This is a genomic window from Streptomyces sp. NPDC017991, from assembly GCF_044328075.1.
GTDB lineage: Bacteria > Actinomycetota > Actinomycetes > Streptomycetales > Streptomycetaceae > Streptomyces.
The window spans coordinates 443,513-458,897 of record NZ_JBIRGP010000006.1 but is presented as its reverse complement, the minus strand read 5'-3'; the positions used below and the strand labels follow the sequence as shown (position 1 = coordinate 458,897).

13 protein-coding genes are annotated in these 15,385 nt (G+C 69.8%); 4 read left to right on the top strand and 9 right to left on the bottom strand.

The genetic code is table 11. The features are described from left to right. Nucleotides 1-4: 4 nt before the first annotated feature. From ACH4DZ_RS20790 to ACH4DZ_RS20775, 4 genes are all read right to left on the bottom strand, one after another. The gene (locus ACH4DZ_RS20790) at nucleotides 5-1,042 is read right to left on the bottom strand and encodes a substrate-binding domain-containing protein (protein WP_398288664.1); all 1,038 of its coding nucleotides are present in this window, start codon (nucleotides 1,040-1,042) and stop codon (nucleotides 5-7) included. A 148-nt stretch (nucleotides 1,043-1,190) separates the two neighbouring features. Beyond that, a complete protein-coding gene (locus tag ACH4DZ_RS20785; RefSeq protein WP_398288663.1) occupies nucleotides 1,191-2,210 on the bottom strand; it encodes an ABC transporter permease in 1,020 nt (339 codons plus the stop codon). Beyond that, nucleotides 2,207-3,724 carry a sugar ABC transporter ATP-binding protein gene (locus tag ACH4DZ_RS20780; RefSeq protein WP_398288662.1) on the bottom strand — a complete coding sequence of 506 codons (1,518 nt, stop codon included), beginning with the start codon at nucleotides 3,722-3,724 and terminating at the stop codon, nucleotides 2,207-2,209. Before ACH4DZ_RS20780 ends, ACH4DZ_RS20785 begins: the two co-directional genes overlap by 4 nt. A gap of 164 nt (nucleotides 3,725-3,888) precedes the next feature. Next, nucleotides 3,889-5,070, bottom strand: a complete 1,182-nt coding sequence (locus ACH4DZ_RS20775) for an ROK family protein (RefSeq protein ID WP_398288761.1) — start codon at nucleotides 5,068-5,070, stop codon at nucleotides 3,889-3,891. A gap of 409 nt (nucleotides 5,071-5,479) precedes the next feature. Here ACH4DZ_RS20775 and ACH4DZ_RS20770 point away from each other — a divergent pair, with 409 nt between their 5' ends. The 3 genes from ACH4DZ_RS20770 (at nucleotide 5,480) to ACH4DZ_RS20760 (ending at nucleotide 9,818) form a co-directional block, all read left to right on the top strand. Continuing rightward, entirely contained in the window at nucleotides 5,480-7,078 is a 1,599-nt protein-coding gene (locus ACH4DZ_RS20770) for a flavin-containing monooxygenase (RefSeq protein ID WP_398288661.1), read from the top strand. Between the two features lie 111 nt (nucleotides 7,079-7,189). Continuing rightward, a complete protein-coding gene (locus ACH4DZ_RS20765; protein ID WP_398288660.1) occupies nucleotides 7,190-8,158 on the top strand; it encodes a diiron oxygenase in 969 nt (322 codons plus the stop codon). Nucleotides 8,159-8,207: 49 nt separating this feature from the next. Continuing rightward, on the top strand, nucleotides 8,208-9,818 hold the full coding sequence (locus tag ACH4DZ_RS20760; protein WP_398288659.1) for an FAD-dependent oxidoreductase: 1,611 nt from the start codon (nucleotides 8,208-8,210) through the stop codon (nucleotides 9,816-9,818). 52 nt (nucleotides 9,819-9,870) lie between these two features. Here the strand turns inward: ACH4DZ_RS20760 and ACH4DZ_RS20755 are convergent, their stop codons facing one another. From ACH4DZ_RS20755 to ACH4DZ_RS20735, 5 genes are all read right to left on the bottom strand, one after another. Next, nucleotides 9,871-10,551, bottom strand: a complete 681-nt coding sequence (locus ACH4DZ_RS20755; RefSeq protein ID WP_398288658.1) for a TetR/AcrR family transcriptional regulator — start codon at nucleotides 10,549-10,551, stop codon at nucleotides 9,871-9,873. A gap of 72 nt (nucleotides 10,552-10,623) precedes the next feature. Then, on the bottom strand, nucleotides 10,624-11,304 hold the full coding sequence (locus ACH4DZ_RS20750; protein WP_398288657.1) for a GntR family transcriptional regulator: 681 nt from the start codon (nucleotides 11,302-11,304) through the stop codon (nucleotides 10,624-10,626). Between the two features lie 150 nt (nucleotides 11,305-11,454). After that, nucleotides 11,455-12,393, bottom strand: a complete 939-nt coding sequence (locus tag ACH4DZ_RS20745) for a beta-ketoacyl-ACP synthase III (protein WP_398288656.1) — start codon at nucleotides 12,391-12,393, stop codon at nucleotides 11,455-11,457. A 207-nt stretch (nucleotides 12,394-12,600) separates the two neighbouring features. After that, nucleotides 12,601-12,762 carry a hypothetical protein gene (locus tag ACH4DZ_RS20740; protein ID WP_398288655.1) on the bottom strand — a complete coding sequence of 54 codons (162 nt, stop codon included), beginning with the start codon at nucleotides 12,760-12,762 and terminating at the stop codon, nucleotides 12,601-12,603. Continuing rightward, on the bottom strand, nucleotides 12,749-14,065 hold the full coding sequence (locus tag ACH4DZ_RS20735; RefSeq protein ID WP_398288654.1) for an OFA family MFS transporter: 1,317 nt from the start codon (nucleotides 14,063-14,065) through the stop codon (nucleotides 12,749-12,751). Before ACH4DZ_RS20735 ends, ACH4DZ_RS20740 begins: the two co-directional genes overlap by 14 nt. Before the next feature lie 317 nt (nucleotides 14,066-14,382). Between ACH4DZ_RS20735 and ACH4DZ_RS20730 the strand changes: the two genes are divergently transcribed. Beyond that, nucleotides 14,383-15,354, top strand: coding sequence for a 2-dehydropantoate 2-reductase (locus ACH4DZ_RS20730; RefSeq protein WP_398288653.1), 972 nt, complete (start codon nucleotides 14,383-14,385; stop codon nucleotides 15,352-15,354). The last annotated feature ends 31 nt before the right edge of the window (nucleotides 15,355-15,385 follow it).

The following is a 15,385-nucleotide window of genomic DNA, read 5'->3' as shown; positions in this document are numbered from 1 at the left end:
GGCTCTACTTGAACCCCGTGGGCAGGTACGTCTTGACGTTCTCCTTGTCCACGACCGCCGAGTAGAGCGTCAGGGACGAGGGGATCTCGAACTCCGCGAGGCCGCCGACGCCCTTGCCCTGGCCGAGCGCGCGGGCGAGGTCGATCGCGGACGCGGCCATGGTGGGCGGGTACAGGACGGTGGCCTTGAGGACGCTGTTGTCCGACTCGATGGCCTGCATGGCGGACAGCGCGCCCGCTCCGCCGACCATCAGGAAGTCGTCCCGGCCGGCCTGCTCGATGGCGCGCAGGGCGCCGACGCCCTGGTCGTCGTCGTGGTTCCACAGCGCGTCGAACTTCGACTGCGCCTGCAGGAGTTGGGACATCTTGGCCTGTCCCGACTCGACGGTGAACTCGGCGGCCTGGCGGGCCACCTTCTTGATGTTCGGGTAGTTCTTGAGGGCCGCGTCGAAGCCGGCCGTGCGCTGCTTGGTGAGTTCCAGGTTGTCGAGTCCGGCCAGCTCGATGACCTTGGCGTTCTTCTTGTCCTTGAGCTTCTCGCCGATGTAATGACCGGCGTTGAGGCCCATGCCGAAGTTGTCGCCGCCGATGTAGCAGCGGTACGCCTGCGGGGAGTTGAAGATGCGGTCGAGGTTGACCACCGGGATACCGGCCCGCATTGCCTTGAGGCCGACCTGGGTGAGGGCCTTGCCGTCGGCGGGCAGGATCACCAGGACGTCGACCTTCTTGTTGATCAGCGTCTCTATCTGGCCGATCTGGGCCGCGGTGTCGTTGGAGCCCTCGGTGATCTCCAGCGTCACGTCCTCGTACTTCTTGGCGCGGCTCTTCGCGTTGTCGTTGATCGCGTTGAGCCAGCCGTGGTCGGCCTGCGGGCCGGCGAAGCCGATGGTGACCTGCTTGCCCTTCTTGTCGTCGGCGGCGGGCTGGTCGTTGGAGGCCGGCTCGTCGTCGGACTCGTTGCTGGTGCAACCGGCGAGGAGGACACCGGCCGAGACGGCGGCGGTGCCGAAGAGCAGTCCTCTGCGGCTCGTGGGCTCTGGCATGGCGGTGGTCCCTTTCCTCAAGGCGAGTCCCTCGGGTCGTGCAGGGCGATGCTGTGCGGGAGGCTGCACGTACTGCTCGTGTGCTGCTTCGTTGCTGTTTCGTGTACTGCGTCCGTGTGCTGCTTCGTGTACTGCTTCACGTGCGGCTCTACGTGGTGTTCGCGGTGCGGCGCTGGACGAGCACGGCGGCGACGATGATCGCGCCCTTGGCGATCTGCTGGACGTCGCTCTGCAGGTTGTTCAAGGCGAAGATGTTCGTGATCGTGGTGAAGATCAGCACCCCGAGCACCGAGCCGACGATGGTGCCACGTCCCCCCGTGAGCAGAGTGCCGCCGATGATCGCGGCCGCGATCGCGTCGAGCTCGTACAGGTTGCCGTTGGTGTTCTGGCCCGAGCCGGACAGGATGATCAGCATGAAGGCCGCGATGCCGCAGCACAGTCCGGAGAGCAGATAGAGGTAGAGGCGCTGGCGGCGTACGTCGATACCGGCGAGCCGGGTCGCCTCCGCGTTGCCGCCGACGGCCACCGTGCGCCGGCCGAAGGTGGTGCGGTTGAGCACGAGCCAGCCGATGATCGTCACGACCGCGAACATCAGGACCAGCGGCGGGACACCGAGGATGTAGGAGTCCCGCTCGCCGAGGTCGAGGATGCCGTCGATGGAGACGACCTGGGTGTTGCCGTCGGTGATCTGCAGGGCGAGGCCGCGGGCCGAGGCGAGCATGGCGAGGGTCGCGATGAACGGCACCATGGCGCCGTACGCGATCAGCACCCCGTTCACGAGGCCGCAGCCGACACCGACGAGCACCGCCGTGAAGAGGACACCGACGAAACCGAAGTCCTGGGTGGCGACGGTGGTCGCCCAGACCGAGGCGAGGGCCACGATCGCGCCGACGGACAGGTCGATGCCGCCGGAGATGATGACGAAGGTCATCCCGACGGTGACGACGCCGATCACCGAGGCCTGGGTCAGGACGAGTTGGAGGTTGCGGGTGTCCAGGAACTCGTCGGGCTTGGTGAGACCTCCGATGAGGATCAGGACGGCGAGCACACCGAGCAGTGACAGGGTGCGGACGTCGGCGCGGGCCACGACCGCCCGCCAGGGGCTGGGCTCCGCCTGCGGTGACAGCTTCGGGGTGTCGTCCCGGGGCGGGGACACGGGCTGCGTCATGACGCCGGGCTTCCTTCCATGACGAGGTCGAGTACGCGGTGTTCGTCGAGCTCCTGGGCGGGCGCCCGGTGGACGACCCGGCCCTCTCGGAGCACCAGGACGCGGTCGGCGAGGCCGAGGACCTCGGGTACTTCACTGGAGACCATGAGCACGGCCAGGCCTTCGTCGGCCAGGCGGCGGATGACGGCGTACAGCTCGGCGCGGGCGCCGACGTCGACGCCGCGGGTGGGTTCGTCGAGCAGCAGGACCCGGCAGCCGCGCAGCAGCCAGCGGGCGAGGACCGCCTTCTGCTGGTTGCCGCCGGACAGGGTGCGGATCAGGGCGGACGGGTTGTCGGGGCGCAGCGACAGTTCGCGGGTCGCCTTGCGCGCCGCGTCCCGTTCGGCGTTCCGGTCCAGCCAGCCTCCGTACGAGAAGCGGGACATGGAGGACACGGAGACGTTCCGGGTGACGGACTCCAGCATCAGCAGGGCCTGCGCCTTGCGTTCCTCGGGAGCGAGGCCGAGCCCGGCGGCGACGGCGGCCCGGACACTGCCGGGCTTCAACTGCCGTCCCTGCACCCGCACTTGTCCGGTACTGGGCTTGCGGGCGCCGTAGATCGTCTCCAGGATCTCGGAGCGGCCGGAGCCGACGAGTCCCGCGAGGCCGACGATCTCGCCGGGGCGCAGGGTGAGGTCGAGCGACTCGAACTCGCCGTGCCGCGACAGGCCCTGGACCTCAAGCACCGGCTCGGGCAGGTCCTGGTGCCCCGGTCGCGGCGGGAAGACGTACTCGACGTTCCGGCCGGTCATCAGCGCGACGACCTCACGGGTGGGCGTCGACTTCGCGGGCAGTCCGTTCGCCACCGCACGGCCGTCCTTGAGGACGGTGACCCGGTCGCCGATGCGGCGGATCTCCTCCAGCCGGTGCGAGATGTAGACGACGGCCACACCCTCGGCGGTGAGGTCCCCGACGATACGGAAGAGGTTGTCGACCTCGTCCGGGTCCAGGGCCGCGGACGGTTCGTCCATGACGATGAGGCGTACGTCGTGGGAGAGCGCCCGGGCCATGGAGACGATCTGCTGGTGGGCGGCGGACAACTCGCCGACGAGCCGCGCCGGATCGATCTCGGGGTGCCCAAGTCGCTTGAGCAGCGATGCCGTTGACGCGCGGGCGTCCTTGCCGCGTACGACGAATCCGGCGGAGGTGGGTTCATGGCCGAGGTAGACGTTCTCGGCCACCGACAGGCCTTCCACCAGGTCGAGTTCCTGGTAGATGGTGGCGATGCCGAGGCGCATGGCGGCGATCGGCGAGCGCAGGGTGACCTGCTCCCCGCGCCAGCCGATCGTGCCGTCGTCCGGCTGGTGGGCGCCGGCGAGGACCTTGATGAGCGTGGACTTCCCGGCGCCGTTCTGGCCCAGCAGGCAGTGCACTTCGCCCGTCAGGACGTCGAGGTCGACGCCGTCGAGGGCCCGGACACCGGGGAACGACTTGGTGATGCCGGACATCGTGAGAAGGGGTGGTTCTGGTGCCATGACGGTTCCCCTCGGCATGTGGGCCGGTTTCAGGGCAGGGCGGAGTGAGGCAGGGCGAAGCCGGGTGGGTGACGGTTCGGGAGGAGGACGGCTCGGTAAGAGGTGCTTACCGGTTACGGGGTCGGCTCAGGCAGAGGTGGCGTGTGTGCGGCTCTGGACGGGTGTCACGCGGGTGAGAACAGGTGGTCGCTGATGAGACGGGCCGCGCCGATGACTCCGGCGGTGGGGCCCAACTCCCCCAGGACGATGGGTAGGTTGCCGGTCGCGAGAGGCAGCGACTGGCGGTAGACCTGGGTGCGGATCGCGGCGAGCAGGGTGTGGCCGAGACCGGTCACTCCGCCGCCGATGACCACCAGGCCCGGGTTGAAGAAGCTGACGAGTCCGGCGATGACCTGGCCGGTGCGGGTACCGCCCTCGCGGATCAGATCGAGCGCGGTGGCGTCCCCCGCGGCAGCGGCGGCGGCGACGTCGACGGCGCTCAGGACGCCCGCCGCCTCCAGTCGTGCCGCGAGTTCCTGGGAGAGCCCCTGGTGGGCGGCGTCCGTGGCGTCGCGGGCCAGGGCCGCTCCGCTGAAGTGGGCCTCCAGGCAGCCCCGGTTGCCGCACGCGCACGGGCGGCCGTCCGGTACGGCCTGGATGTGGCCGATGTCGCCCGCGCTGCCCGTCGTACCGCGGTAGACCTCACCGCCGACGACGATCCCGCAGCCGATACCGGTACCGATCTTGACGCAGAGGAAGTCGCCCACGGAGCGGGCCACGCCCGCGTGCTGCTCCCCCATCGCCATCAGGTTCACGTCGTTGTCGACCATGACGGGGCAGCCGAGGTCCTGACTCAGCGCCTCCCGGACGGGGAATCCGTCCCAGCCCGGCATGATCGGCGGGGCGACCGGGACACCCTCGGGGAAGCGAACCGGCCCGGGTACCCCGATGCCGGCGCCGTCGAACCCCTCGGCGAGTCCCGATGCCTTCAACTTCGCGGCCATGGACAGGACCTGCTCGAAGACCGCGACCGGGCCCTCGCGTACGTCCATGGGCTGGTTGATGTGCCCCAGCACCTCCAGCTCCGCGTTGGTGACGGCGACGTCTATCGACGTGGCCCCGATGTCGACGCCCAGGAAGCGCAGCGCCGGAGCGAGCCGGATGTTGTGGGACCTGCGGCCGCCGCGGGAGGCGGCGAGTCCGTCGGCCACCACGAGGCCGGTCTCCAGGAGCCGTTCGACCTCCACGGCCAGCTTGGACCGGGAGAGATCGACCTGATCCCCCAGCTGCGCCCGTGAGTTGGGGCCGCCGTCACGCAGCAGTCTGAGCAGGCGCGCCTGGTGGGCGTTGCCGGGTCGCGCTGTCATACGTCTCACGAGCCCCTCCCCGCCTCATCGGCACCGCCGTCGTTGTCTTTCGAGGGGAACGTAGCAGTGGCTGCCGGGGGTGGGAAGAAGTTGCGCAGGAATTACCTACTACTTTTTCCACTGAGTGGACAAAGGAGGGTGCGCCGCTGTCGCGCGGAGCAGTTCGGGCTCCGCCCGGGGGTGGTTTTTCGGCTGCGAGTGCGTCGGGGCTGGTCGCGCAGTTCCCCGCGCCCCTGGCGGGGCGCAGATCGGCGCGAATCACCCACCCGTGCGGTCAAAACTGTGATCTACGACACGTTACCGGGGGTATCTGAAACACCATGTCGCAGGTAAGTTGCGGGGAGCGCGCTGAAATCGAGCCACTTTTCTGAGCAATCGTCAGTCGTCAGTCGTCAGTGAGGAACCTGCAATGGAGCAGCAGCACGTCGACGTCCTGGTCATCGGCGCCGGAATCTCCGGCGTCAGTGCCGCATGCCACGTACTGCGTGCCATTCCCGGCGCTTCGCTCGTCGTACTGGAACGCCGCGACCGCGTCGGTGGCACCTGGGACCTCTTCCGGTACCCCGGTGTCCGCTCCGACTCCGACATGCGCACCTTCGGATTCGGGTTCCGCCCCTGGCACGACGCACGCATCCTCGCCGACGGCGCGCAGATCCGGCGGTACGTCGAGGACACCGCGGCCGACGACGGCGTGCTGGAGCGCATCCGCTTCCGCCGCCGGGCGATCAGCGCCGACTTCTCCCAGGCAACCGGCCGGTGGACCGTCGAGGTGGAGGACGAGAGCACCGGCGAGCACGAGTCGTACAGCGCGGGCTACGTCATCGGATCGACCGGCTACTACGACTACGACACCCCCTATCGGCCGCGGTTCCCCGGCGAGGCGGACTTCCGGGGCACTTTGGTCCATCCACAGCAGTGGCCGGAGGGCCTGGACCACACCGGCAAGCACGTGGTCGTCATCGGTTCGGGGGCGACCGCCATCACCCTGCTGCCCGCGATGGCCGACGACGCGGCGCACGTCACCATGCTGCAGCGCTCACCCACGTACGTCCTCGGGCTGCCCGAGATCGACCCGTTCACCCGCGTCCTGCAGATACTGCGCGCCCCGGCCCGGCTGACGCACAACATCACCCGGGCCCGCAACATCGCCCTGCAGCGCGGGAGTTACGTCTTCTGCCGCAAGTACCCCCGCCTCGCCCGCAGGATCCTCCTCGGGCTGGTACGGGCCCGGGCCGGCAAGGACGTCGACATGCGTCACTTCAGCCCGCGCTACAAGCCCTGGGACCAGCGGCCGTGCATCGTCCCCGGCGGCGACCTGTTCAAGGTGCTCAAGAACAAGAAGGCGTCGATCGCCACCGGCCACATCGACACCTTCACCGCCGACGGCATCCGTCTGAAGTCCGGCGAGGAGCTGAAGGCCGACATCGTCGTCACCGCCACGGGGCTGAACGTCCGCCTCCTGGGCGGCATGGCACTCACCGTCGACGGCCGCCCGGTGGACGTCAGGAACCGCGTCCTCTACAAGGCGGTCCTGCTGGAGGGCGTCCCCAACATGTCCCTCGTCATCGGCTACACCAACGCCTCCTGGACCCTGAAGGCGGACCTGGCGGCCGACTACACCGCCCGGCTCATCGCGTACATGCGGCGCCACGGGCATGACGTCGCCACCCCGGTGGCCTCCGGCGACGACCGCTCGGCGGCCTCCGTCATGGGTGAGGCGCTGACCTCCGGCTACATCACCCGCGCCGACGAGGTCATGCCGCGCCAGGGCACCCGCGCCCCGTGGCGGCTGTGGAACAGCTACTACCGCGACCGCGCCATGCTCCAGGACGCCCCCATCGAGGACGGCCCGCTGCACTTCGCCAAGGCGGGGCCGCAGAACTCCGTACGCACGCCCGCCACGGACGCGTCCACCACGGGCATCGCGGACGCCACGGACGCCACGGACACCACGGACACCGTCGCCGACGCCGACGCCGACGCCCAGGAAGCCCCCCGCGTCGCCTGACCGTCCGGCCCGCACCCCCTCCCCAGCCCCAGCCCCGCACAACTGCAGAGCAACGCACCGGCCCGCGCACCCGCCCCCCCATGGCGGCCGAGCAGACAACCGAGGACGAAGATGACTGCGAACCTGACCAGGAAGCTCTACGACGAGCGCCTGCGGACCCTGTCCGAGGGCTCCGTGAACGTCAACTTCAACGCGTTCGTCGACATCAGGTGGGACGACCCCGACTTCGCCGTGGATCTCGACGACCCGCGCTGGGTGCTCACCAGCGCGGACGCCCTGGGCGCCCACCCCTGGTACCAGGAACAGTCCCTCGAAGCCCGGATCCGCATCGGGATCTGGCGCTGGGCGGTCATCGCGAAGGTCGGCATGCAGTTCGAGAACCTCCTCATGCGCGGAGCCCTCGACTACATCTACCAACTCGGCAACCAGAACCAGGAGTTCAGGTATCTCACCCATGAGATCACCGAAGAGACCCACCACACCCAGATGTTCCAGGAGCTGGTCAACCGCACCGGCGTGGACACCGCGGGCGGCAAACGCTGGTTCCGGCAGCTCAGCCGGATCCTGCCGCTGGCCGGTTCCCTCTACCCCGAGGCGTTCTTCACCGGCATCCTGGCCGGCGAGGAGCCCATCGACCACCTGCAGAAGGGCGCCCTGCGCAGCGGGGAGCCGGTGCATCCCCTCCCGCAGCGGATCATGCAGATCCACATCGCCGAGGAGGCCCGGCACATCTCCTTCGCCCACGAGTTCCTGCGCCTGCGCGTCCCGCGCTTCGGCAAGGTCCGCCGCGGCGCCCTGTCCGTCCTCTTCCCGCTGATCATGCGGACCCTGTGCGACGTCATCATGATCCCCGACCGGAAGTCCGCCGCGCAGGTCGGCATCCCGGCCTGGGTGATCAAGGACGTTTTCTGGAAGTCCGAGGCCGGGCAGCGGATGCTCCACGAGCTCTTCTCCGACGTGCGGATGCTCGCCCAGGACATCGGCCTGATGAACAAGGTGTCCCGGCCGCTGTGGAGGGCCCTGCGCATCGACGGCCGCCCGGCGCGCTTCCGCGGCGAGCCCGCCCTGCACACCGACTGAGCCGTCACCAGCTCCGCCTCGCCATTCCCCGAACGGAGACCAGCCCGCCGTGCCGTACGTCGTCACCCGATCCTGCTGCGCCGATGCCTCCTGCGTGCTGGCCTGTCCGGTCAACTGCATCCACCCCGCGCCGGGCGAACCCGGCTTCGCCACGGCCGAGATGCTGTACGTCGATCCGCTCACCTGCGTGGACTGCGGCGCCTGCACGACCGCCTGTCCGGTGGACGCGCTCAAGCCGCATACGGCCCTCGGCGACGCGGAGTTGCCGTTCCTGGAGCTGAACACCTCCTACTACAAGGAGAATCCGCACGCCGACCGCACACCCATGTACGTCGTGCCCAGGCAACGCGCCCTACCGGCGGGCGAGTTGTCCGTCGCCGTCGTCGGTGCCGGCCCCGCCGGTCTCTTCGCCGCCGACGAGCTGCTGCGCCACCCCGGTGTGCGCGTCACCGTCTACGACCGCCTCCCAACGCCGTACGGCCTCGCACGGGCCGGCGTGGCACCGGACCACCAGGACACCAAGCAGGTCACCCAGCTCTTCGGGACCATCGAATCCCAGCCCGGCTTCAGCTACCGCCTCGGCGTCGAGGTGGGCACCCACCTCACCCACGCCGACCTCCTGCGCGAGCACCACGCGGTGATCTACGCCGTCGGCGCCGCGACCGACAAACGCCTCGGCATCGAGGGCGAGGACCTGCGGGGGTGTGTCTCCGCGACGGACTTCGTCGCCTGGTACAACGGTCACCCCGACCGCGCGCACGACGAGCACGTCCTGGACACCGAGCGAGCTGTCGTCATCGGCAACGGCAACGTCGCCCTGGACGTCGCCCGCATCCTCACCGCCGACCCCGAGGCGCTGGCCCGTACCGACATCTCCGACCGCGCGCTCGCCGCGCTCCGCGGCAGCAGGATCCGTGAGGTCGTTCTGCTGGGCAGGCGCGGACCCGCCCAGGCGGCGTTCACCCTGCCCGAACTCCTCGCGCTCGCCGCCCTCAAGGACGTGGACGTCGTCGTCGAGGGGTGGCCCGAGGACCTGGACCCCTCCGCCACCGACAAGACCCGGCTCCTGTCGCGACTGGCCGCCCGGACGCCGGTCGAGGGCCGCCGCCGTATCGTGCTGCGCTTTCTGACCAGCCCGGTACGGCTCACCGGAGAGGGGTCCGTCCGGTCTCTGGAGATCACCGCGACCGCGCTGCACACGGACGAGGACGGCACCGTACGCGCCCTGCCCACCGCCGGCACACAGACCCTGGAGACCGGTCTCGTCCTGCGCTCGGTCGGCTACCGCGCCCGGCCCGTACCCGGCCTGCCCTTCGATAAGGACAGCGCGACCGTCCCCCACGAGGGCGGCAGGGTCGAGCCCGGCGTCTATGTCGCGGGCTGGATCAAGCGCGGGCCCACCGGCTTCATAGGGACGAACAAGACCTGCGCCCACGAGACGGTCGAGTCCCTCCTGGACGACTTCGCCGCCGGTCGCCTGACGGAGCCGGTACGCGGCGGCGTCCGCACGACGACGGACGCGCTGGGAGTCGACGCCTGGCGCGCGATAGACCGCGCGGAACGCGCGGCGGGCGAAGCCCAGGGCCGTCCCCGCGTCAAGTTCACGGACACCGAGTCGTTGCACCGGGCCGCGCGATCCGTCCCGGCGGCACGCGGCTGACACCCACGAGGCCCGGGAAGCAGGCTCACTCCGCGGATCCGGCCGACGACTCCTACAGATCCGCCACGCGCTGCTGCGGCGACAGCTCCACACCCAGGTTCCGCAGCGTCGCGTCCAGCACCGCCCAGACCGAACGGCACAGCATCGCGCGCAGTTCCTCCTCGGACAGCTCGCGCTGGTCGTCGCGTACCCACTGGTTGACGGAGGTGTCCACGAACCCCACGATGCCGATCGCCACCGAACGGATCGGCGCCTCGGGCACCCCGAGTGCCTTGAGTACGTCCCCGAACCGGTCGCTGAGCATCAGCGCGATGGCCGCCTTGGTGTCCGCGACCAACGACCCGTCGCCCATCGCGTGTTCCCCGACGCCCATGTAGGCGTACAGGCGCGGGTGTTGGGCCACCCAGTCCAGATGCGCGCCCACCACGCGCCGCACGGACTCCTCGATCGTCCCCTCGAAGGTGAGCGTGGGCTCGATCCCCCGCATGAACGACTCCACCACCCGTCGGCGGATCAACTCGTCCAGGGTGGCGCGGTCCTTGAAGTGCCGGTAGAGCACCGACCGCGGCAGACCCACGCGCTCCGCCAGCCGCTGCAGCTTGAAGCGCGTGCCCTCGTCCTCGATGAGGGCCACCGCCGCGTCCACCAGGTCGACCTGTCGCTGCGCCTTGTGGTCGTCCCAGCGGGTGGAGCGCCCGTCGGTCTGCGGCTCGCCGCCGGTTCTGTCAGCCATCTCGCCACACTATCGACGTCCCGACGGACACATGGACGCACAGTCGCACGGCCGCACGGACGCGACGCAGCGCTACTGGTCACGCGGCCGGGCGTGGTACGTCGTGCGGGTGTGTTCCGTGTGGGTGCGCATGACCTCGGTCGCGCGCTGTTCGTCGCGGTCCGCGATCGCGGCGATCAGGTCGCGGTGCTCGATCCAGGACTGCCGCCCGCGCTGGCGGGCGACCGGGGTGTAGTACCAGCGCACGCGCCGGTCGACCTGCGCGGCCAGTTCGGCGAGGACCGTGTTCCCGGCGAGGTCCATGACCTTGGCGTGGAAGCGGGCGTTCGTCGCGACCGCGGCGTCCACGTCGTCGGCGGCCACGGCCGCCTCGCCCTGGGCGCACAGCTCCTCCAGGTCGGCGATGCCGGAGGTGCCCGTGTTGGCCGCCGCGAGCCGGGCTGCCTCGGCCTCCAACAGGGTGCGCACGGTGAGGAGTTGGTCCGCCTCCGCCTCGGTCGGCTCGTGCACGAACGCGCCCTGGGCGGGCCGCAGATCGACCCACCCCTCGGTGTTCAGCCGCTGCAGCGCCTCGCGCACGGGCTGCCGGGAGACCCCGAGGTGCCCGGCCAGCTCGCTCTCGACCAGGTGCTGACCGGGCTGGAGGGCGCGTGTCGTGATCAGTTCGAGCAGGGCCTCGTAGACGCGGTCCCTGAGTGGCCCCGGCCGTTCGAGCTTCGGCACGGACCCCTGCGGCAGTCCGGTCGACAACATCGCGGTCCCCCTCCTGGGCAGTGGCGGCGTGTGCGCTGACAGCACGGCAGCCTGAAAGCCAGTATCAATTGTCTTTCGTCTACAGTCTACGGCGCACAATGGCCAGGCCGAGGGGGAGTTGGCCTCGTCACACTCCGCAGGACCCGCAGGTCACGGGCAGTGGATGACCTGACCGGCGTACGAGAGATTGCCGCCGAAACCGAAGAGGAGGACCCGGTCGCCGGTGGAGATCTCACCGCGTTCGACGAGCTTGGACAGGGCGATCGGGATGCTGGCGGCGGAGGTGTTGCCGGACTCGACGACATCGCGGGCGACGACGGCGTTCACGGCGCCGATCTTCACGGCGAGGGGCTCGATGATCCGCAGGTTCGCCTGGTGCAGCACGACCGCGGCGAGGTCCTCGGGGGTGAGCCCGGCGCGCTCGCAGGCCTTGCGCGCGATGGCCGGCAGTTTGGTGGTCGCCCACCGGTAGACGCTCTGGCCCTCCTGCGCGAACCGCGCGGGGGTGCCCTCGATGCGTACCGCGTGCCCCATCTCGGGCACCGAGCCCCAGAGCACGGGTCCGATGGCGCTCTCCTCGGCGGCCTCGACGACGGCGGCCCCCGCCCCGTCCCCGACGAGGACGCAGGTCGTGCGGTCCGTCCAGTCCGTGACCTCGGACATCTTGTCGGCGCCGATCACCAGGACCCGGGTCGCGCCCCCGGCCCGTACGGCGTGGTCGGCGGTGGCCAGCGCGTGGGTGAAGCCCGCGCAGACCACGTTGAGGTCCATGACGGCCGGTGACGGGATGCCGAGGCGGGCGGCGACCCGGGCGGCCATGTTCGGCGACCGGTCGACGGCGGTGGAGGTGGCCACCAGGACGAGGTCGATGTCCTCGGGGGTGAGGCCCGCCGCCGCCAGCGCCTTCGCGGCGGCGTGCGCGGCCAGCTCGTCGACCGGTTCGTCGGGTCCGGCGATGTGGCGCGTACGGATGCCCACCCGGCTCGTGATCCACTCGTCGTTGGTGTCGACCAGCTCCGCCAGGTCCTCGTTGGTGAGAACCCTGGCGGGCTGGTAATGGCCGACGGCGGTGATGCGTGAGCCGTTCATGGGCGGTCCCTTGCTTGCCGGGGTAACGGGACTCACCAGTCTGATCAGGTACCCACGGGTACGCGGGCACGTAAAGTCACAGGATTGCCGCGCCACCCTTGTCGGCTTCCGTCAGACCGTCGGACGCCCGAACACCCCTCCAGCGGACGTTCGGGTACCTATCCCATGATCACGCTCGACCGCCCGCCCATGATCGCGAGCAGGTGCCTATCCCGTGAACAACTGGGTCGCTTTCTGTACGAGCTCGTACAGACCATAGGCCAGTGGCGCTCCCACCCAGACCCAGGCGAGGACGATCAGCGGGCGGCGGTCGGGCACCGGGCCGTCCGCCGCGGCGCCGTCGGGCGGGCTGCTGTCACTCGTGGACATCTGCGGCCTCCTTCTGGGCGGGGACGTGGTGGCGGGCGTCGACGGGCCGGACGAGTTCGTTGGCGACGAACCCGACAGCGAGCAGCCCGATCATGATGACCAGTGACAGTCCGTAGAGGGACTCTCCGGATTTGCCGGCCTCCTCCTGCCGGTCCGCGATCCAGTTGACTATCAGCGGTCCGAGGACGCCGGCCGTGGACCAGGCGGTGAGCAGCCGCCCGTGGATGGCGCCGACCTGGTAGGTCCCGAAGAGGTCCTTCAGATAGGCGGGGACGGTCGCGAAGCCGCCTCCGTAGAAGGAGAGGATCACCAGCGCGGCGATGATGAACACGGGCTTCGAGGAGTCCCCGACCCAGGCGATGAGCGCGTACATCAGCGCGCCGACGCCCAGGTAGACGCGGTAGATGTTCTTGCGCCCGATCAGGTCGGACGTGGAGGACCAGCCGATGCGGCCCGCCATGTTCGCGGCCGAGAGCAGCGCGACGAATCCGGCCGCCGCCGACACCGAGACGGGGGTCGAGGTGTCCGCGAAGAAGTCGGTGATCATCGGCGCGGCCTTCTCCAGGATGCCGATGCCCGCGGTCACGTTCATGCAGAGCACGATCCACAGCAGCCAGAACTGCGGGGTGCGCACGGCGCTGTTCGCGGAGACCTGTACGCCCTCCAGCGGGGCCGGGGTGCCGTCGGCCGCGGTCTTCGCGGGACGCGGCACGCGCACCAGCAGCACACCGAGCGACATGAAGACGGCGTACGTCAGTCCGTGCACGAGGAAGGCCAGCGCGATGCCCGAGCTGTCGGAGCCGAAGGACTCCAGCATCTGGGCGGACCACGGCGAGGCTATGAGCGCGCCGCCGCCGAAGCCCATGATGGCTATGCCGGTGGCCATGCCCGGCCGGTCCGGGAACCACTTGATGAGCGTCGAGACGGGCGAGATGTAGCCGATGCCCAGGCCGATACCGCCGACGAAGCCGTAGCCGAACACGATCAGCCAGTACTGCTCGGTGGCGGCGCCGAGAGCGGCGAGCAGGAAGCCCGAGGAGAAGCAGATCAGGGCGACCGTCATCGCCCAGCGCGGCCCGTTGCGCTCCACGAGTGTGCCGCCGAACGCGGCGGACAGGCCGAGCATCACGATGCCGAGCTGGAAGGGCAGGGCGCTCTGGGTGCCGCTGAGGTCGAGCGCGGACTCCAGGGAGGGCTTGAACACGGACCAGGCGTAGGCCTGTCCGATGGAGAGGTGGACCGACAGGGCCGCGGGCGGGACCAGCCAGCGGCTCCAGCCCGGTGGGGCTACAGGGGGACTCATGATCCCGGACGATAGGAAGCGGTTGTTCGATTGGGAAGGCGCTCCACCCGAACTGGTCGACCGTATGCGGTGAACGGTATGCGAGCTGCGGTGAACGGTCGGTTTCGGCCGACGAACGGTATTTCCGGCCGAACTCCATGTCTCTACCAAGGGTGTTCGGGGCGCGACCCTCAGCGAACCCCGGAGTCGGTCGGGTGCTGCGCGAACCCTTGCTGCTCCAACTCCCATACTGTAGACAATATTCAGTCGACATGGTTCATCACGCTTCAACGCTGTACAGCGTCTCCTCGGTACCCTCGACCGAACGGAGCCCCCAAGTGAAAGTGGCAGTTCTCGGTGCCGGTGCTATCGGCGCCTACGTCGGAGCCGCGCTGCATCGCGCGGGTGCCGATGTGCACCTCATCGCCCGTGGACCGCATCTCGCGGCCATGAGGCAGCACGGAGTGCGAGTGCTCAGCCCGCGCGGCGACTTCACCGCCCGGGCCCACGCCACCGACGACCCGGCCGAGGTCGGCCCGGTCGACTTCGTCTTCCTGGGCCTGAAGGCCAACTCGTACGCGGCGTGCGGGCCGCTCATCGAGCCTCTTCTGCACGACACGACCGCGGTGATCGCCGCGCAGAACGGCATTCCCTGGTGGTACTTCCACCGGCACGGCGGGCCGCACGACGGCCACCGCATCGAGAGCGTGGACCCCGGCGGCGCGGTCGGTGCGGTGATCGCGCCGTCCCGGGCCATCGGCTGTGTCGTCTACGCGGCGACCGAGCTGGCGGGCCCCGGAGTGGTCCGCCATCTCGAAGGCACCCGGTTCTCCGTCGGCGAGCCGGACCGTACGGTCTCGGCGCGCTGTACGGAGTTCGGCGAGGCCATGGTGGCCGGCGGGCTCAAGTGCCCGGTCGAGCCGGACCTGCGCAACGACATCTGGCTCAAGCTGCTCGGCAACATCTCCTTCAACCCCATCAGTGCCCTGGCCCGGGCCACCATGCGGCAGATGTGCCTGCACGGCGGCACCCGCCGGGTCATCGAGATCATGATGACCGAGACGCTCGCGGTCGCCGAGGCACTGGGCTGCCGGGTGGGCGTCTCCATCGAGCGGCGCCTGGCCGGCGCGGAGCGGGTCGGTGACCACCGCACCTCGACGCTCCAGGACCTGGAGCGCGGCAAACCGCTCGAACTCGACGTGCTGCTCGCCGCCGTCGTCGAACTGGCGGAGATCACCGACGTCCCGGTGCCCACGCTCCGCACCGTCCACGCCATCTCGGACCTGCTCGCGCTGAGGACCGCCGCATGAGGAGCCCCACAAGGAAACGGGTGAGGAGCAG

Excerpts from the sequence above, each read along its gene's own strand:
- ACH4DZ_RS20780 (WP_398288662.1), bottom strand. The coding sequence starts at position 3,724 with ATGGCACCAGAACCACCCCTTCTCACGATGTCCGGCATCACCAAGTCG.
- ACH4DZ_RS20755 (WP_398288658.1), bottom strand. The coding sequence starts at position 10,551 with ATGGCTGACAGAACCGGCGGCGAGCCGCAGACCGACGGGCGCTCCACC.
- ACH4DZ_RS20790 (WP_398288664.1), bottom strand. The coding sequence starts at position 1,042 with ATGCCAGAGCCCACGAGCCGCAGAGGACTGCTCTTCGGCACCGCCGCC.
- ACH4DZ_RS20775 (WP_398288761.1), bottom strand. The coding sequence starts at position 5,070 with ATGACAGCGCGACCCGGCAACGCCCACCAGGCGCGCCTGCTCAGACTG.
- ACH4DZ_RS20785 (WP_398288663.1), bottom strand. The coding sequence starts at position 2,210 with ATGACGCAGCCCGTGTCCCCGCCCCGGGACGACACCCCGAAGCTGTCA.
- ACH4DZ_RS20745 (WP_398288656.1), bottom strand. The coding sequence starts at position 12,393 with ATGAACGGCTCACGCATCACCGCCGTCGGCCATTACCAGCCCGCCAGG.
- ACH4DZ_RS20750 (WP_398288657.1), bottom strand. The coding sequence starts at position 11,304 with ATGTTGTCGACCGGACTGCCGCAGGGGTCCGTGCCGAAGCTCGAACGG.
- ACH4DZ_RS20735 (WP_398288654.1), bottom strand. The coding sequence starts at position 14,065 with ATGAGTCCCCCTGTAGCCCCACCGGGCTGGAGCCGCTGGCTGGTCCCG.
- ACH4DZ_RS20765 (WP_398288660.1), top strand. The coding sequence starts at position 7,190 with ATGACTGCGAACCTGACCAGGAAGCTCTACGACGAGCGCCTGCGGACC.
- ACH4DZ_RS20740 (WP_398288655.1), bottom strand. The coding sequence starts at position 12,762 with ATGTCCACGAGTGACAGCAGCCCGCCCGACGGCGCCGCGGCGGACGGC.
- ACH4DZ_RS20770 (WP_398288661.1), top strand. The coding sequence starts at position 5,480 with ATGGAGCAGCAGCACGTCGACGTCCTGGTCATCGGCGCCGGAATCTCC.